The sequence below is a fragment of the Serratia sp. NFX21 genome (genome assembly GCF_048517035.1).
GTDB classification, from domain to species: domain Bacteria; phylum Pseudomonadota; class Gammaproteobacteria; order Enterobacterales; family Enterobacteriaceae; genus Serratia; species Serratia quinivorans.
Genome location: NZ_CP183196.1, coordinates 556,088 through 571,342 on the forward strand (window position 1 = coordinate 556,088; position 15,255 = coordinate 571,342).

General features: G+C 49.3%; 15 protein-coding genes. 12 read left to right on the forward strand and 3 right to left on the reverse strand.

Going from position 1 to position 15,255, the window contains the following annotated elements; translation table 11 throughout:
* Window positions 1–703: 703 nt before the first annotated feature.
* A protein-coding gene (locus tag ACNT1W_RS02580) for an IS3 family transposase (protein WP_419246371.1) occupies window positions 704–1,815 on the reverse strand; the annotation gives its coding sequence in 2 pieces (ribosomal slippage) (window positions 704–1,554 and window positions 1,554–1,815; 1,113 coding nt in all).
* A gap of 502 nt (window positions 1,816–2,317) precedes the next feature.
* Here ACNT1W_RS02580 and ACNT1W_RS02585 point away from each other — a divergent pair.
* The 9 genes from ACNT1W_RS02585 (at window position 2,318) to ACNT1W_RS02625 (ending at window position 9,628) form a co-directional block, all read left to right on the forward strand.
* Entirely contained in the window at window positions 2,318–2,581 is a 264-nt protein-coding gene (locus ACNT1W_RS02585; RefSeq protein ID WP_419246372.1) for a helix-turn-helix transcriptional regulator, read from the forward strand.
* Window positions 2,578–2,823 (forward strand): hypothetical protein, encoded by a 246-nt coding sequence (locus tag ACNT1W_RS02590; RefSeq protein ID WP_419246373.1) that lies wholly within the window; start codon window positions 2,578–2,580, stop codon window positions 2,821–2,823. The genes ACNT1W_RS02585 and ACNT1W_RS02590 overlap by 4 nt, the downstream gene beginning before the upstream one ends.
* 121 nt (window positions 2,824–2,944) lie before the next feature.
* Entirely contained in the window at window positions 2,945–3,373 is a 429-nt protein-coding gene (locus ACNT1W_RS02595; protein WP_419246374.1) for a host cell division inhibitor Icd-like protein, read from the forward strand.
* Window positions 3,370–3,633 carry a hypothetical protein gene (locus ACNT1W_RS02600; RefSeq protein ID WP_141130869.1) on the forward strand — a complete coding sequence of 88 codons (264 nt, stop codon included), beginning with the start codon at window positions 3,370–3,372 and terminating at the stop codon, window positions 3,631–3,633. Before ACNT1W_RS02595 ends, ACNT1W_RS02600 begins: the two co-directional genes overlap by 4 nt.
* Window positions 3,630–3,965, forward strand: coding sequence for a DUF5375 family protein (locus tag ACNT1W_RS02605; RefSeq protein ID WP_419246375.1), 336 nt, complete (start codon window positions 3,630–3,632; stop codon window positions 3,963–3,965). The genes ACNT1W_RS02600 and ACNT1W_RS02605 overlap by 4 nt, the downstream gene beginning before the upstream one ends.
* A gap of 14 nt (window positions 3,966–3,979) precedes the next feature.
* Window positions 3,980–6,313 (forward strand): primase-helicase zinc-binding domain-containing protein, encoded by a 2,334-nt coding sequence (locus ACNT1W_RS02610; RefSeq protein ID WP_419246376.1) that lies wholly within the window; start codon window positions 3,980–3,982, stop codon window positions 6,311–6,313.
* Between the two features lie 940 nt (window positions 6,314–7,253).
* On the forward strand, window positions 7,254–7,868 hold the full coding sequence (locus ACNT1W_RS02615; RefSeq protein ID WP_419246377.1) for a response regulator transcription factor: 615 nt from the start codon (window positions 7,254–7,256) through the stop codon (window positions 7,866–7,868).
* A 3-nt stretch (window positions 7,869–7,871) separates the two neighbouring features.
* A complete protein-coding gene (locus ACNT1W_RS02620) occupies window positions 7,872–8,273 on the forward strand; it encodes a hypothetical protein (RefSeq protein WP_419246378.1) in 402 nt (133 codons plus the stop codon).
* Window positions 8,270–9,628, forward strand: a complete 1,359-nt coding sequence (locus ACNT1W_RS02625) for an FKBP-type peptidyl-prolyl cis-trans isomerase N-terminal domain-containing protein (protein WP_419246379.1) — start codon at window positions 8,270–8,272, stop codon at window positions 9,626–9,628. Before ACNT1W_RS02620 ends, ACNT1W_RS02625 begins: the two co-directional genes overlap by 4 nt.
* An 80-nt stretch (window positions 9,629–9,708) precedes the next feature.
* Here ACNT1W_RS02625 and ACNT1W_RS02630 read toward each other — a convergent pair whose 3' ends face one another.
* Both ACNT1W_RS02630 and ACNT1W_RS02635 read right to left on the reverse strand, forming a co-directional pair.
* Entirely contained in the window at window positions 9,709–10,179 is a 471-nt protein-coding gene (locus tag ACNT1W_RS02630) for a hypothetical protein (RefSeq protein WP_419246380.1), read from the reverse strand.
* A 1-nt stretch (window position 10,180) separates the two neighbouring features.
* Entirely contained in the window at window positions 10,181–10,978 is a 798-nt protein-coding gene (locus ACNT1W_RS02635) for a winged helix-turn-helix domain-containing protein (RefSeq protein WP_419246381.1), read from the reverse strand.
* Between the two features lie 431 nt (window positions 10,979–11,409).
* Here ACNT1W_RS02635 and ACNT1W_RS02640 point away from each other — a divergent pair, with 431 nt between their 5' ends.
* The 3 genes from ACNT1W_RS02640 to ACNT1W_RS02650 all read left to right on the forward strand — a co-directional run bounded on the left by ACNT1W_RS02640 (window position 11,410) and on the right by ACNT1W_RS02650 (window position 15,253).
* The gene (locus ACNT1W_RS02640; RefSeq protein WP_419246382.1) at window positions 11,410–11,937 is read left to right on the forward strand and encodes a fimbrial protein; all 528 of its coding nucleotides are present in this window, start codon (window positions 11,410–11,412) and stop codon (window positions 11,935–11,937) included.
* Window positions 11,938–12,024: 87 nt separating this feature from the next.
* The gene (locus tag ACNT1W_RS02645; protein WP_419246383.1) at window positions 12,025–12,561 is read left to right on the forward strand and encodes a fimbrial protein; all 537 of its coding nucleotides are present in this window, start codon (window positions 12,025–12,027) and stop codon (window positions 12,559–12,561) included.
* A gap of 148 nt (window positions 12,562–12,709) precedes the next feature.
* Window positions 12,710–15,253, forward strand: a complete 2,544-nt coding sequence (locus ACNT1W_RS02650) for an outer membrane usher protein (protein WP_419246851.1) — start codon at window positions 12,710–12,712, stop codon at window positions 15,251–15,253.
* Window positions 15,254–15,255 lie beyond the last annotated feature (2 nt).

The window sequence follows — 15,255 nt, forward strand, 5'->3', positions numbered from 1 at the left end:
ATTAAGTGAGTAATGTAGAGCCGTGCGGCAGGTTGAGCACTCCGCCACACTCTCATTTACTTTGTAAAAAGTAGAATGCTGGGCGGCCTGCTATAACTCGATAATGCAAGTGATCGACCAAGTTAACTCATAGTACAGTTCTCCCCCTATTGCGGGCTGGCATACTCATAAACCAAAAAGAAGTGCACTCAGCGCCTTGCCACAGCATGATAGTGCCAGCACCCTACTGAGTTAAATCGCAATGAATAGACGCCCCAGCGACACGCTGACGCACTAAACGAAGAGTTGCTCAAACCTCTGCGCGCGCAATACTACCCCCGCCTCGCCTGCCCGCTTTATGTGTCGCTTTTCATGCAGGTACATTAAGGGATGCAAACCGCGCCAGTACTGATGCGGGAAGGTCTACGACATGCATTTTATTGCATGCAAAATCATGCACCCTATGCATGCACGCGTAATTTGGCACAGGCTAGCCAGGAAAAAGGCCGTTTTCGTGTGAGGATTGAGGATGCTACAACATCAGTTTGACAGTGCGCTTGGTCATTACATCATGTTGATGGTTAGGATTTATCTCTGATTTAGCCTGCGCGATCAATGGGGCCAATCGGCACGGCTACCGTACAGCACCGCTGTTTTCCCGGTAGAGTTTTTTTTGGTAACCGTTCTAAACGCTGGCTGAAAGACCACTGTAAGTATCCCAGCATTAGTTCCACGCACTTTTTGAGAGTTCCGGTTTTTCAGCCATCAGCCGGTACTCTTCCGGCGTCAGGTTATTCAGGGATTCATGAGGCCGCTCGTTGTTATATTCCGTCAGCCAGCGCTCTGTAATTTCCCGTGCTTCATTCAGTGTTCTGAACAGGTAAAAATCCAGGATTTCTGTCCGGTATGTCCGGTTGAACCGTTCGATAAAAGCATTTTGTGTTGGCTTACCCGACTTGATAAATTCGAGCTGCATGCCATGTTCTTCGGCCCATTGCGCCAGCGCCAGTGAAACCAGTTCTGGCCCGTTGTCCATCCGCATCTTCAACGGATAGCCGCGATTTACCACGATCCTGTCCAGCACCCGGACGACGCGTTGCGCCGGGATATTAAGGTCGATTTCTATCGCCAGCGCTTCACGGTTAAAATCATCCACCACATTGAAGGTCCGGAAGCGTCTGCCGCAGACCAGCGCATCGTGCATAAAATCGATGGACCAGCTCTGGTTTAACGCTTGCGGCGTCGCCAGTGGTGCTGGATTACGCACTGGCAGCCGCTGTTTTCCCTTACGACGAAAATTCAGTTTCAGCAGGCAGTAAATCCGGTGAACGCGTTTATGGTTCCAGGTATTGCCCTGTCTGCGCAGCAACTGGAACAGCTTCTTAAAACCGTAGTGCGGATAGCGTTCTGCCAGTTCAGTCAGCGCATGGATCACCGGTTCATCACGCCGGGCATCGGGCTGATAAAAATATACCGTCCTGCTCAGCGATAACGTCCTGCAGGCCTGGCGTAAACTCATGGCAAATTGCGCCGTCAGATAGCTGACGAGTTCACGCTTTATCGCTGGTTTTAAAGCTTTTTTTCGATGACGTCTTTAAGTGTCCGGCACTCAAGGCTGAGATCAGCAAACATCTGTTTGAGGCGTCGGTTTTCATCCTCCAGGTCTTTCATCTTTTTGATATCAGAGGCTTCCATACCGCCATACTTTGCTTTCCAGTTGTAGTACGAGGCTTCAGATATACCGACTTCACGGCAGACATCCTTGACGGTACGTCCGGTTTCGACGGATTTCAGAACGGTAATGATCTGGTGTTCGGTGAATCGGGCTTTACGCATGGCGATCTCCTCAAGGGACATAATCAGTATGTCGGAAGATCTCTAAAAGTGAATGGTTCGTTTTGCTGGGATACTTACACCACCACCAAGGTTTTAATTCTTATATAAACTATTCACTACTGTTCAATTAAGTAAAAATATAATTAAATCAATAAATAAAACCGTGACTAGTGAGTTTTAAACTCATCACTCAGTGTTCACCACTGTGCACTCAACCAAAAATAATCTCTTCTCTGGCTAGCCGCAGTTAGACTTATTTTTGATGTTCCTACCTATTTATAACCCCTCATTGATTGCTAAAAATTATGGGGTAATAACGAGGAATGACGAAGAGTGATGGGTTAATGTGATTCGGTGTAATTTGTTGTTTTTATATACGATTTCCTAATCCACCACACAACATCCCCTTGTTGCCAACCCCCAAAATATTCACATAATAGGGCGCTACCAGAGTTCACACAGTCCCGGTCAGAGCTGGCCGGACACAAAGAGGTAGCAATACATGCTTTCAGTTTCCCGCCCCGTTAACGCCACACCTTCCCCTGCTGTGCACAGTGATTACACCCCACGCGAACGCTTTATTCGTCTGCCGGAAGTGCTTTACACCACCGGTCTGTCACGTTCTACCGTTTACGAGATGATGACCCGCAAACAGTTTCCAGCTCAAATCTCGCTGGGTGGCAAAAATGTCGCCTGGCTGGCCTCCGAAGTGGAGCAGTGGATGGATGAGCGCATTGCCACCCGTTATCAGGGGGCCACCGCATGATGCAGTTAACCCTGGGCCGACACCGCTTTACCCTGAACGATAACGACGCGCTGTTTGTGGCCGAAGCTATCCTGCTGCAGCGCCAGCACCCGGATATCGTCTTGCCGGAACACCGCAGCACTAAACACGGTGTCATCCGTCTGACCAGCCGCCAGGCCACACCTCACCAGTTTTGCGCCGGGCCGGTGTCTCTGAGCGACGCAGCCGCCGACACCAATCACCACCTACAAACCGGTCGTTGATCACTATGCGATCGATTGAACGTCCGGGGGGGCTTACGGCTTGCCCCCACGTCCGGCCCTGCGCTATAGTCCCTCCGCTGTCGCAAAATCGGCAGCCGGGCGTGGAAACCCGAGTAACTTATTGGCGACACAACACGCGCCAGGCGTGTTTTTTTATGTCGTAGCCTTAGTGCGCTCATTTTTTGCGCGATGGATGTTATGCTATCGCAGCAGTCAAACAATGGTGGCTCAGGCGGGGCTGACTTCGGTCAGGCCGGTTTCCAATAAGGCCGGTATTTCCACCCCCGTCTGGGCTACCACCCATAAGCGTGGAAACTTCGGTGGTAGCAATAACCAATACTTATTGGAGGCTGCCACCATGGCTACTATCCTTGCCACGACTCACCCCAAATTCTGCTTTCTATTTGCGGCCATTCGCCGTACTGCCCTGACGGCAACCCCGTGCATGCTGCGCACCGTGGCAGATTCTGAGCATAGTGCCCGACGTTTGCTGGCGCGTGACTACATTCTGGCGTTTGCCGGTCGCCTGCCCGTAAAGGGGGTGGCATGAATACGCTCGCCGCCCGTTTCCACAGTGAAACCCATTACGCCATTCCGCATGCGGACTTCTTGCGTCTTCAGCATGCGCATTCTACCGGCGTGCTGTTCCTCGACATGCTGGACAGCCTTGACCTGAGTGGACAATGTCCAGATGGCTTTCAACAGGCTGCTTTCGCCTCGGTCATCGCCGTGCTGACTGACCAGCTCGGCCACGTCGTCAACACCTGTGAACCCCAACTTCTTGCCAGCATGGAGGCACCCGCCGCATGAGTACCCAATCCTGTTTACCGATTGAAGTCCGTACCGCCGTTTTCCGTCGCGCCGTGGCACAGGCTTATAGGGACACCTGTGCCTTTTACCGGGTGAGCCTCAGCTACACGCTGGACGAGTTGCAGATGCTAATTGCCCTGCGCCTGGAAGGGTACTTTGTACAACAGCACGGCGCAGAAGCAGGTATGGACATGGCGTGCACGATGCTCAGCGACATGGTGCAGCCAGATGTGTTGGTGGCACCACCGCGCCTGACCACACTGGGGCAGAAGCTGATGGACGAGCTGTGCTGCGACCATATGGCAACTGCCAGTCACGCCACCGTGCATTAAGGGAGAACAAGACGATGAACGCCCATTTCGTTTCACAGACCGTACGCACCGCCACCGGCCATTGGCCGGTGATACTCCCGGCCCTTGGCATTGCCCTGCAACCGAACGGCAAACCGCAACCCTGCCCGGCCTGCGGCGGCAAAGACCGCTTTCGTTTTGATAACCAACAGGGGCGCGGTACCTGGTTCTGTAACCAGTGCGGCAGTGGCGATGGTCTGAATCTGGTTGAGAAAGCACTGGCCGTGACCGCCAAAGAGGCCGCCGTGAAGGTGGCCGGGGTATTGGGTGAGCAAATCGAACCCGTATGGCCGGAGCAGAACCTTCAACAGAAACAGCAGGACAAAGCGCAGGTGCGAAATAACGCAGCACAGCAGGCCAGACAGCTATTTGCCAGCGCCCGGCAACACGCGGGGAATGCCTATCTGACCGCCAAAGGCTGGCCGGACACCGATACCCTGACATTACAGGGGCCGTCATTGCGCGTGGGCGGTATCACTTACCAGCCCGGCGACCTGTTGTTACCCCTGACCGACAGCACAGGGGAAGTGGTCAACATCCAGTTAATCAATACCGCAGGCGACAAGCGCACGCTGGCCGGGGGGCAGGTGAAAGACGCCTGTCATTTCTTGTCCGGCCAGAATACTGACGTTATCTGGCTGACCGAGGGTTATGCCACCGGCCTGACCGTGCATCAACTGACAGGGGAAAGTGTCTGCGTGGCGCTCAGTGCCAATAACCTGCCCGCGATGGCGCAACAGCTGCGCACCCGTTACCCTGATTCGGCGTTGCTGCTGGCAGCCGATAATGACGAGAACGGCACCGGGCAGACCCGGGCAACAGAGGCCGCCCAATTGAGCGGCGGCAAGCTTGCATTGCCCTCAGAAACCGGTGACTGGAACGACGTTTACCTGCAACAGGGCCAACTGGTCGCGCTCGCACAATTGACGGCTTTCAGCCAGCCCCAGCAGCCCAGCCCGTTTGATACGCTCAGCGATGCTGACCTGAAAGCCATGAGCGCCAGTGAGAAGGCAGAACTCCTGGCTGAACATTATGGCAACACCCTGGCGGTGCCGTTGGTCGGTGAGGAATTGTGCCGCTATACGCAGGGTGCCTGGCAGGTGCTGCCGCATCGGCAGCTCAGCCGGGAGATTGCCGCACTGTTTCAGAAGGTCCGTGCGCCGTTCTCGGCGGCCGGTATCAACAGCATTCTGGACACGCTCAAGCTGATGGTGCCACAAATGGGCGAACCGGTGAGACGCCTGATAGGCTTTCGCAATGGGGTGTTTGATACCGTCAGCGGACAATTCAGCACACACCGTAAAGAACATTGGCTACGCACCGTCAACAGCGTGGACTACACGCCGCCGCGCACGGGAGAAAACCTGGCCGACCATGCGCCGCATTTCTGGCAGTGGCTGACGCGGGCGGCTGGGAACAATCACGATAAACAGGAACGCATTCTGGCGGCACTGTTTATGGTGCTGGCGAACCGGTATGACTGGCAACTGTTCCTGGAGGTGACCGGCCCCGGTGGCAGCGGAAAAAGCGTGATGGCCTCCATTGCCCGTTTGCTGGCAGGAGCCGACAACACCACCTCTGCGACCATCGACAACCTGGAATCACCACGGGAACGCGCCTCTGTGGTCGGGTTCTCGCTGATTATCCTGCCTGACCAGGAGAAATGGAGCGGTGACGGTGCGGGTATCAAGGCCATCACCGGGGGCGATGCGGTGGCTATCGACCCGAAATACCGCGATGCCTACTCAACCTATATCCCTGCCGTGATTCTGGCAGTCAATAACAACCCGATGCGTTTCAGTGACCGCAGCGGCGGTGTCTCGCGTCGTCGGGTGATTATCACCTTCCCCGAAGCGATACCGGCGAAGGAGCGTGACCCACAGCTGTTGGAGAAAATCAGTGGGGAGTTGGCGGTGATTGCCCGACATCTGATGCAACACTTTGCCAACCCGAATGATGCCCGTGATTTGCTGCAGGCCCAACAGACTTCGGAGGAAGCGTTAACCATTAAGCGGCAATCAGACCCGCTAATGGACTTCTGTGGCTACTTGACGACCCTGAGTACCCCGGCGGGCATGTTAATTGGGAACGGCAATATCAGACCGGCCAATCCACGACGTTACCTCTACCATGCCTACCTGTCGTTTATGGAGGCTCGTGGTCATCAAAATACCATGAACCTGACCTCATTCGGGTTAGCCGTGCCACAAACGCTCAGGGAGCATGAGCTGACATTGCTTAAACGCAGAACCAATCAGGGCATGCAAACCAACCTGACGTTGAGTGAGGAGTGCGAGGCGGACTGGTTGCCCAAGTGTGATATCGCATAAAGTGGCGTTGACGATCGGTGTGGCCGATCAATCGGCGGTTATTGATCTGCCGAACCCATTGGACGCCTGCTGATGAGGTTGCCTATAGTGGCAGTGAACACAATACACACGGCAACACCAGGGCATCACTAGGGCCATACTGTGGCTGATATTATAATAAAAGTAGTCCCCAAACCGGCTCCGGCCGGTTTTTTTGTCTCTGAGACTATGCCCTTCAGGTCATGGATACGTAGATAGTTACGTGTATAAGCCTGACACCGCTCGGTTATGCGGATGCTGACATTGTTGATTAGGGTTGAATTACTGAATGCAGGGCATAAAATAATTGATTTCGTGATGTTTAAGATGATGACCTTAAATTTATGACATGCTGTTTATAGTTACATCGAGGTTACAAAAAGGGAAACTGTCCAGAGAGCGTCCACTTAGCTCGCGATGCCATGGCGATACATTCGCATCAGTTGTGTGATGTTTCTTTTTTCATTTCTATGGTCTCGTTAGTTCTTGTTGGTGAGGATGAAAAATTATTTTTAATATCACTATAAAATTAAATTGAAAAAAACTCATATACGGTGGGTTGTTATTATTTTTTGATGCCGACGACTGTTTCATTATCTTCCCGATTGTTTCAGTTTTTGTTGTCCGGTGACTTTGATTTTTATACTTTTAATTTTAAATTAATTATATAACATATTGATTTATAATATTATTATTACTATTTTTTTCTGTGTGGCAAAAGTATGTCATTTGTTAGTTTAATCATATCAGCTTATTAATTTTTTTTTAAAAAAAGAATTAAATCTCACATTTATTGAATTTTAATGAATTTAATTGATTCGTTGTGAATGTAGATGTAACCTATTTTTAATTATTTCATATAATATGGAGATTTAAAGCCAGGGAGAAGGTTTGGGTGTTTTTTACTTGAGGGAGTGCCACCGTGTGGGAGTCAATAAAAAAAGTCAACGTTTTGATAATTGACAAAGATGAGTATTTTATGGAAGGGCTACGGCATGTGATCTCTGTTTTTTATTTCAATAGAGGCATTGCCGTGAAGTTTATTAATCAGCCTGTGTCTGGATTCTCAGCAGATATCGTTTTTCAATCGATTGGCTATGGTGTCACTGTTTCCGTTTGGAAAAAGCTACAACAGGATATGGCTCCTCCATTGCTTTTTTTGATTCGGGATCAAAGAGAAATTCGGTTATCACATATATTTAAATCCGTACGAAAAAACGGGACGTTATACCGGCATCAATCGATCGACACGGTTAATCGCCTACTTGAAGAGGCGGTATCTGTGCAACAAATCAAACCTCCGTGTTCAGAACTTGAGGGCACAACTCAGCACCTTACCCTGCGAGAAAGTGAGGTTCTGCGCTACCTGAGACAGGGGAAATCGCAGATGGAAACGGCGAATGTGATGAGCCTTAAAGACAAAACAGTCAGTACGCACAAACGTTCAGCGATGAGAAAATTGAACTTCAAACGCAACCATGAATTATACCATTGGCTGTTACAGGGTGGGTTATCCAGCATGGAAGGGGAAATATAAAATATGCGTTATTCTACTGCATCTATATCAGCCACTTTGGCTTTGTTACTTGGAAGTTTGTTGCTCAGCGGTTGTCAGTCATCAAAGAAAACCGTTACTACAGCTACCGCTTCACCGGCCATGAAGAATGAAAAGGCCGAGCGTGACGCCAGCGAGCTTAATCAGTGCCAGAAAAATTTAAATGTACTTAGTCGATTGCAGACAACATCTTACCCCTCGTTGAAGAAAGACTTTGATAACCTCATGCTGGGTGCTTCACAATATGCGGGAGTGCGCTTCCAGGTTAACGATCAGTCTCAGGAGACTATTGATGCGCTGTACCGTTACCGGGTAAGTTATTTGTGCTCTGAGATCCAGCAGGCGGCACTTGAAGTGTTAGTTACACGCGCTGAGTTACCCAAATGAAGTTAAAAAGCGCTGCATCTTGGTACTGTATCCTCGCACTCAGTCATTTAATGCCGACATTGTCTCTGGCCGCTCAGCAGGAGGGCGACTCAGGCATACCTGCATTGCTGCAATTTGCAGAACAATACAGTGAAAATGTAAATTTACCGGTAAAAACAAAGCCCCGCTCCAATGACAAAGCCGCTGTTACCCCTCCAGCCAAACCCGGTGAGGGGAAGCAACGCGCTAACAAAAAACCATCTGCACAAAGTGGTTCCTGGAAAATTAAAGATAAAGAAATTCAACGACAACGAACCCTCATTGACCAACTAGAGGTGCAGCTTGCCCATGCGCAAAAGCCAAAACCTACCGCGTCGCTGGATTTATCACAGTTAGGTAAACTAGCGCAGAGTGTTCGTCAGGCTTTAGCCATTACCCCGACAGAACATCAGGCAAAAACACTGATTGCACAAGCGCAACAACAATGGCGTACGGATAAAACCGAATTACAGCAGCAGTTGTCTGAGGCTCAAAAATCGAGCCAAGCGCTATCCGCTGAAATAGCCAATCAAAACGCGTTGATGACCGTAGAACAAAATGAAAACAAAACGTTACTGCAACAGCAGCAAGAATTGCATCATCAGCGGGAGCTAATGCAAAGCGAACTGGACAGTACCGCAGGGGAAATGGCCAATTTGCGAACAGAATTGTCTTCCCTACGGACTAAGCTCCCCCGGCAGGTAGATGCTGATAGACTGAAACAGTCTGAGTTACGCGAGGATTACGCGGCAGGGGTATCTTTAGGTGAAGAAATCTTGCAAATGCAGCAAGAACGACGCCAATGGGGTGTTAATGCAGACACACAGCTGATCCTTGCGGGTATTACAGACGCTTTTACCGGCAAACGATCGCTGACGGATGATGAACTAAATAAGGCATTAACTACTGCAGAAAAGCGGATTACTGTTGCGAGAGAGAAAATCATCACTTCTCAAAAACAAAGTGGTGGTGTCTACCTAAATAAATTCAAGAAAGATAAGCGGGTTAGCCAAGCGCCTTACGGTTTTTGGTACCGTGTTGACTATGCGGGTGATGCTAAGCTCCCCGAAAAAGCGGCCGTCGATATTGTAGTTAAGGAAACCTTGGTCGATGGTACTGTCATACAGGATATGGAAGCCAGTGGCGCAACTTTGTCTCAGCCCATTGAACAGTTCCCGCCCCTGTTTAGAGAGGCAATTAAGCTACTGAAAAATCACGGAACGATAACGCTCGTTGTTCCTCCAGAACTTGCGTACGGTGATAAAGGATATCCTCCCAAAGTACCTCCTAATGCGACCATGGTGTATACCCTGCGGATTGCTGAAATGTATCCATAAACCAGATCATCTGTAGCCATAAAAAATCGCTTACATAGCGTAAGCGATTTAATCGGGAGTGAAAAATGAAAGAATTAAGCTTAATTATCTGAACGAACACAGACAAAGAAAGGATTTGAAAGGTCTTGCAATAAAAAACCGTTATTATTGACGGCTATCATTTGCGTATAGAATTCGATTCCCTGAAAGATGTACTGTTGCCAGAGTCCCGCAGGCAGTTTGTCAAATTTACTTATTTGTTCACGTGTAATTTTTGTTTTATCGACACCGTTTAACTCTGACGGTGTGATCGTGAAAAAAAGCCTTCTGCTGACACGGTATTCTTGCCCATCCTGAGTAACTGATCCATTAAAAGAAACTACGCTTTCATTATGTAAAGTGAAAATCATGTTGGCATTTAAATTCAAATCAATCTTACCGCCATCTTGTTCCATATGTGAAACCAACTGGGCATCACAGCGAAATGGCCGATTTTTTTTGTAGTGATAGTAAAGCAGGCTACAGAGAACAAGCGTAATCAGCAGCATTGTAAGGGTTATTTTGATTTTCATCTTACTTAACGACCTTGTAATTGGTGCAATTCTGATATTTGGAGGTGCCATTGTCTCTACATACTGCCATGAAGCGTATCTTTAAAAGGCTATTGCTAGGTCGGGGATCAGCGTAATAAATGTCAGCGGATTCATTGATACAGTTTACCCCTTCAGTTTCTATCATCTTATTTACGTTAATAGTGAAATCAGACGGTGGTTTGGCATTGTTCAAACCGAAGATGTTGCACATTCCTATGGTGGTTACCAGGCGAATTTGTTCGCTTTTAGGCCACATGAACAAAATAAGCCCGACTATCATTGTGATAGAAACAGAACCGGCAATAATCAAGCGACTGTTTTGTGCGATTCTCCTATCTACCGGTTTTATTATGCTGGATAACATATCTGTAGATGTAAGCGGAGGGGGCACCGTAGACGCAGATTTTATGACTTCTGTCACTCTCTCCGAGGTGGTTTCTTCATTTTTTATAACCGGATGAATATCTGCTTTCATCTTGAAACCGGTTCTGGGTACGGTGATGATAATTTCTTTATTGAGCCCCAAGCTTTCGAATGCTTTTCGTAGCTCGCTAATACTGTTGCTTAAATTACCTTTTGATGGTGTAAAACCATAATCTTCCCATACGCTTTTGATAATATCCTCTCTAACAAGAGTGACATTATTGTACTCAATAAACTCACATAACAGCCGACTTGCCGGTTTTGATAATTCGACGGATAGCTGGGGGTCGTTTTTCAACACGAGATCTCGAGTGACCGGATCAAAAACGATAATGGTATTTATTATATATTTCATGGGGATGATTCATTCCTCTGGTGTGAGCATCTAACTAAGAATTACCATTAAGATTAGTCTTATTTTTATCTTGTGATGGAAGATAGTGAGGTTTCACTCTGGAGTCAAATTCTACTTTATTTAATTTATTTCACATAAAATTCATGGTTTTTCTAATTGAAGTTACGTACTGCACTGTATTTCATTGTTATCACTTTTTGATAGTTAATTCTTAATTAACATTAATTAATCGAGTTTTTATCTGAAAATTACAATTAAACAGAATTAAATATAAACCGATGCGCTGCTCAAGTAAGATTTGTCCGGTCAACAAGATTCATTACCGGGATGCTGGCTGGTAAATGGGGAGTATACCTCCCCTGCGGTTGTGTGAATGAACTTATGACAACGTCAATTAGGACAAAACTGTTTTATTAAAGGATAAGTAATAAATGAAATTGAATAAAGTCATGATGGCAGCCGTATTGGCATTTGGCACCGTATCTGGTGTACAGGCTGCGGACCAGGGCCACGGTACTGTCACCTTTACCGGTTCTATTATTGATGCGCCGTGTTCAATTGACCCTAATACCGTTGACCAGACGGTTGATTTGGGTGCTGTTTCCAATGTTGCTCTGCTGGATGGCGGTACTTCTTCACCAAAACCATTCGAAATTCGTTTGGAAAAATGTAGCCTGACTACCGCGCAAACTGTGACGACCACCTTTGATGGTGCACCAGGGAAAGACGGCTTGCTGGGTATCACCGGCGACGCTCAAGGTGCCAGTATTGCTATTATTGACGGCAGTAATGCACCTATTGCCTTGGGTAAACCTTCAACCGGTCAGTTGATCAGTGCGGGTGCAACCGAAGCGACCCTGGGCTTCACGGCTTATCTGAAAGGTGACGGTGGCGATGCTACGTCAATTATCCCAGGTAAGTTCCAGAGTGTGGCCAACTTCATTCTTGACTACAAATAATCTGACTTTTTCACCCTGTTAATCATGCCTGTGGGGCATTCCCACAGGTATTTTTATTAAAAACCAAGTACAGAGGCAATATTTTCAATGGAAAAAGTATTATCTCGCTATTCGGCATTTTGCCTGTTGATACTGTTACCTTTGGTAAGTTTTCCGCTGCAGGCTTCTGGCTGGGGACGGGTCAACATGCAAGGTGCTGTGATTGAAACGGCCTGCGCTATTGATACCGAGAGCCGTGATCAAACTATTGATATGTTTATTTTACCACTGAGTCAAATAATCCGTGATGGGCATGGGCTTAAACGCGAGTTCAATATACGACTGATTAATTGTGTTTTGGGTCGAATAGATAAAAAATCACCTGACTGGCAACGCTTTCAGGTGACGTTTGATGGACGGGGTGATAATGGACTATTCGCAGTCGATGGCCCGGCTCAGGGGATTGCTTTAGAACTGACAGACAACGATGGAAACATTGCTGCACCAGGAAAGCCACTGCCTGCCATAAATATCAGTGAAGGTGATAGTCAGTTGAATTACTCCGTGCGTCTGGTGAGTAATTCTCAGGTGTTGCGCTCCGGGGAATATAGCTCGGCGATTCGCTTCAAAATAGACTATTACTAAAAATCGGTTGCTTATGAATATGTATTAAAAAACTTTCAATAGTAACAACTCGATTTTCGTTAATTTTTATTCCATTGAGCATGGAAGGGCTCTGTTTTTCCTTAATAGCTTTGGCGTGAATAAATATAAAAGGGATTGAAGCAGCATGATGATAGCTAACTGGTTAGCATTACCTTTTCGCCCACGAGCATTGGGCATATATATAGCCAGTGCGCTAAGTGGCATAGGGTATTACGCCAGTGCTGAAGAAATACAGTTCAATACTGATGTTCTGGATGTAAAAGATCGCGGAAACATTGATTTGGGCCAGTTTTCTCGCGGTGGTTACATCATGCCGGGCGATTACATGATGTTGATACGCATTAATAAGCAGGAATTGCCTGAGCAATCCGTGATTTTTTACCCCACAGAAAGTGACGCCAATGACAGCGCCGCCTGTATCGGCCCGTCAATGGTCGAACAGTTCGGTTTAAAGCCGGACATGATGAGTAAAGTCACCTGGTGGCATCACGGGGACTGCCTGTCTCTGGAAAGCCTGCCGGGTTCGTCGGCACGCGCCGATTTGGGGAGCGCCAGCCTGACGGTGAGCGTGCCACAGGCCTATCTGGAATATGCAGCTGAAAACTGGGACCCCCCCTCACGCTGGGATGAAGGTATTCCTGGCTTACTGCTGGATTATTACCTTAATGGCCAGACACAACGTCAGCACCAGCGTGGCGAGCAGGGGTATAACGTTAGCGGTAACGGCACCGTTGGTGCCAACCTGGGGGCCTGGCGTATGCGTGCTGACTGGCAAACGCGGCTGGATCATCAAACGGGCAGTGGGGAGGCGACACGTCAGAGCTGGGACTGGAGCCGTTATTACGCTTACCGGGCTATTCCTCGCCTGGGGGCAAAATTGTCGGTGGGCGAAAACTACCTGTATTCCGATATTTTTGACAGCTTCCGCTTTACCGGCGCCAGCCTGATCAGTGATGACAGCATGTTACCACCCAACCTGAGGGGTTATGCCCCGGAGGTTAACGGTGTAGCGCGTACCAACGCCAAGGTAGTGATCAGCCAGCAGGGCCGTGTGCTGTACGAAACTCAGGTTGCATCGGGACCCTTTCGAATTCAGGACATCAATGATGCGGTCTCCGGGCAGTTGGATGTTCGGATTGAAGAACAGGACGGCAGCGTGCAGGAATTCCGCATCGATACTGCCAGCATTCCGTACCTGACCCGCCCGGGGACCGTGCGTTACAAGGTGGCCAGTGGTCGACCTTCGGACTGGAAGCACAGCACCAATGGCCCGTTATTTGCTACCGGTGAGTTTTCCTGGGGTGTGAGCAACGGCTGGTCGCTGTATGGCGGTGGCGTGGCAGGGGGGGATTACAACGCGCTGGCGGTGGGTATCGGTCGCGATTTGATGATGTTTGGTGCCTTGTCATTTGACGTCACCCAATCACGGGCGCGCTTGCCGCAGCTGGAAGACGGCACACTCACAGGCGGTTCATACCGGTTGAGTTACTCGAAAAACTTTGACGAGTACGACAGCCAGGTGACCTTCGCGGGCTACCGCTTCTCGGAGCGCAATTACATGTCGATGAGCGAATATTTGGATGCTCGCACCTACGGCATGCGCAATCAGAACAGCAAAGAGATGTACACCATCAGTCTCAGCCAGCACTTTCGCGATCTCGGGTTAAGTGCCTACCTGAACTATAACCACCAGACGTATTGGAACAGTGCGGCCAACGATCGTTACACGTTGACGTTGTCGCACAACTTTGACATTGGCCAGTTCAGAAACCTGAGCTTGTCGCTGACGGGCTACCGCAACAAATTTAACGGTACCAATGATGACGGCATGTACCTCTCGTTGTCGATGCCATTGGGTGGCAGCGGCACGGTCAGCTACAGCGGAAGCTATGATCGCAACGATAGTAGCCATCAGGTGGGTTACTACGATCGCCTCGAAAATGGTGATAGCTACCAATTGAACAGTGGCATGTCGCGCAGTGGAGGTATGGCGAGTGGTTATTACACCCATCAGGGATCGTTGGCTCAGGTAAATGCCAATGCCAGCTATCAGGAGGGGCGTTATTCCTCGGCAGGGCTGTCGTTACAAGGTGGCGCGACCGCCACCCTGAAAGGTGCCGCATTGCATCGCTCCGGCATGATTGGCGGTACCCGCATGCTGCTGGATACCGACGGCGTGCCGGACATTCCGATTGGTGGTTACGGGGCGGTGACGCGCACCAACCGCTTCGGCAAGGCGGTGGTGACGGATGTCAGTAGTTATTACCGCAACCGGATCAGCATTGACGTTAACAAGCTGCCTGAAAATGCCGAAGCCACGCGCTCAGTAGTGCAGGCGACGCTGACGGAAGGCGCTATTGGCTACCGGCGTTTTGAAGTGATAGCCGGTGAAAAAGCGATGGCGGTGATCCGCCTGGCGGATGGTTCTACGCCACCGTTCGGTGCAACGGTGCAAAACCACAAAAAGCAGGATGTGGGTATCGTCAATGACGGTGGCAGCGTGTACCTGAGTGGGATTAACCCAAGTGAAGAAATGACTGTGCACTGGAACGGGCAGGCGCAGTGTGCGTTGGCATTACCTGCGCAAATCCCGAACAGCGGCATTACCGATCTGCTGTTGCCCTGCCGCTTGTTGGCCGCGGATGCCGTTATAGACAGCAAGGCGGGATGATA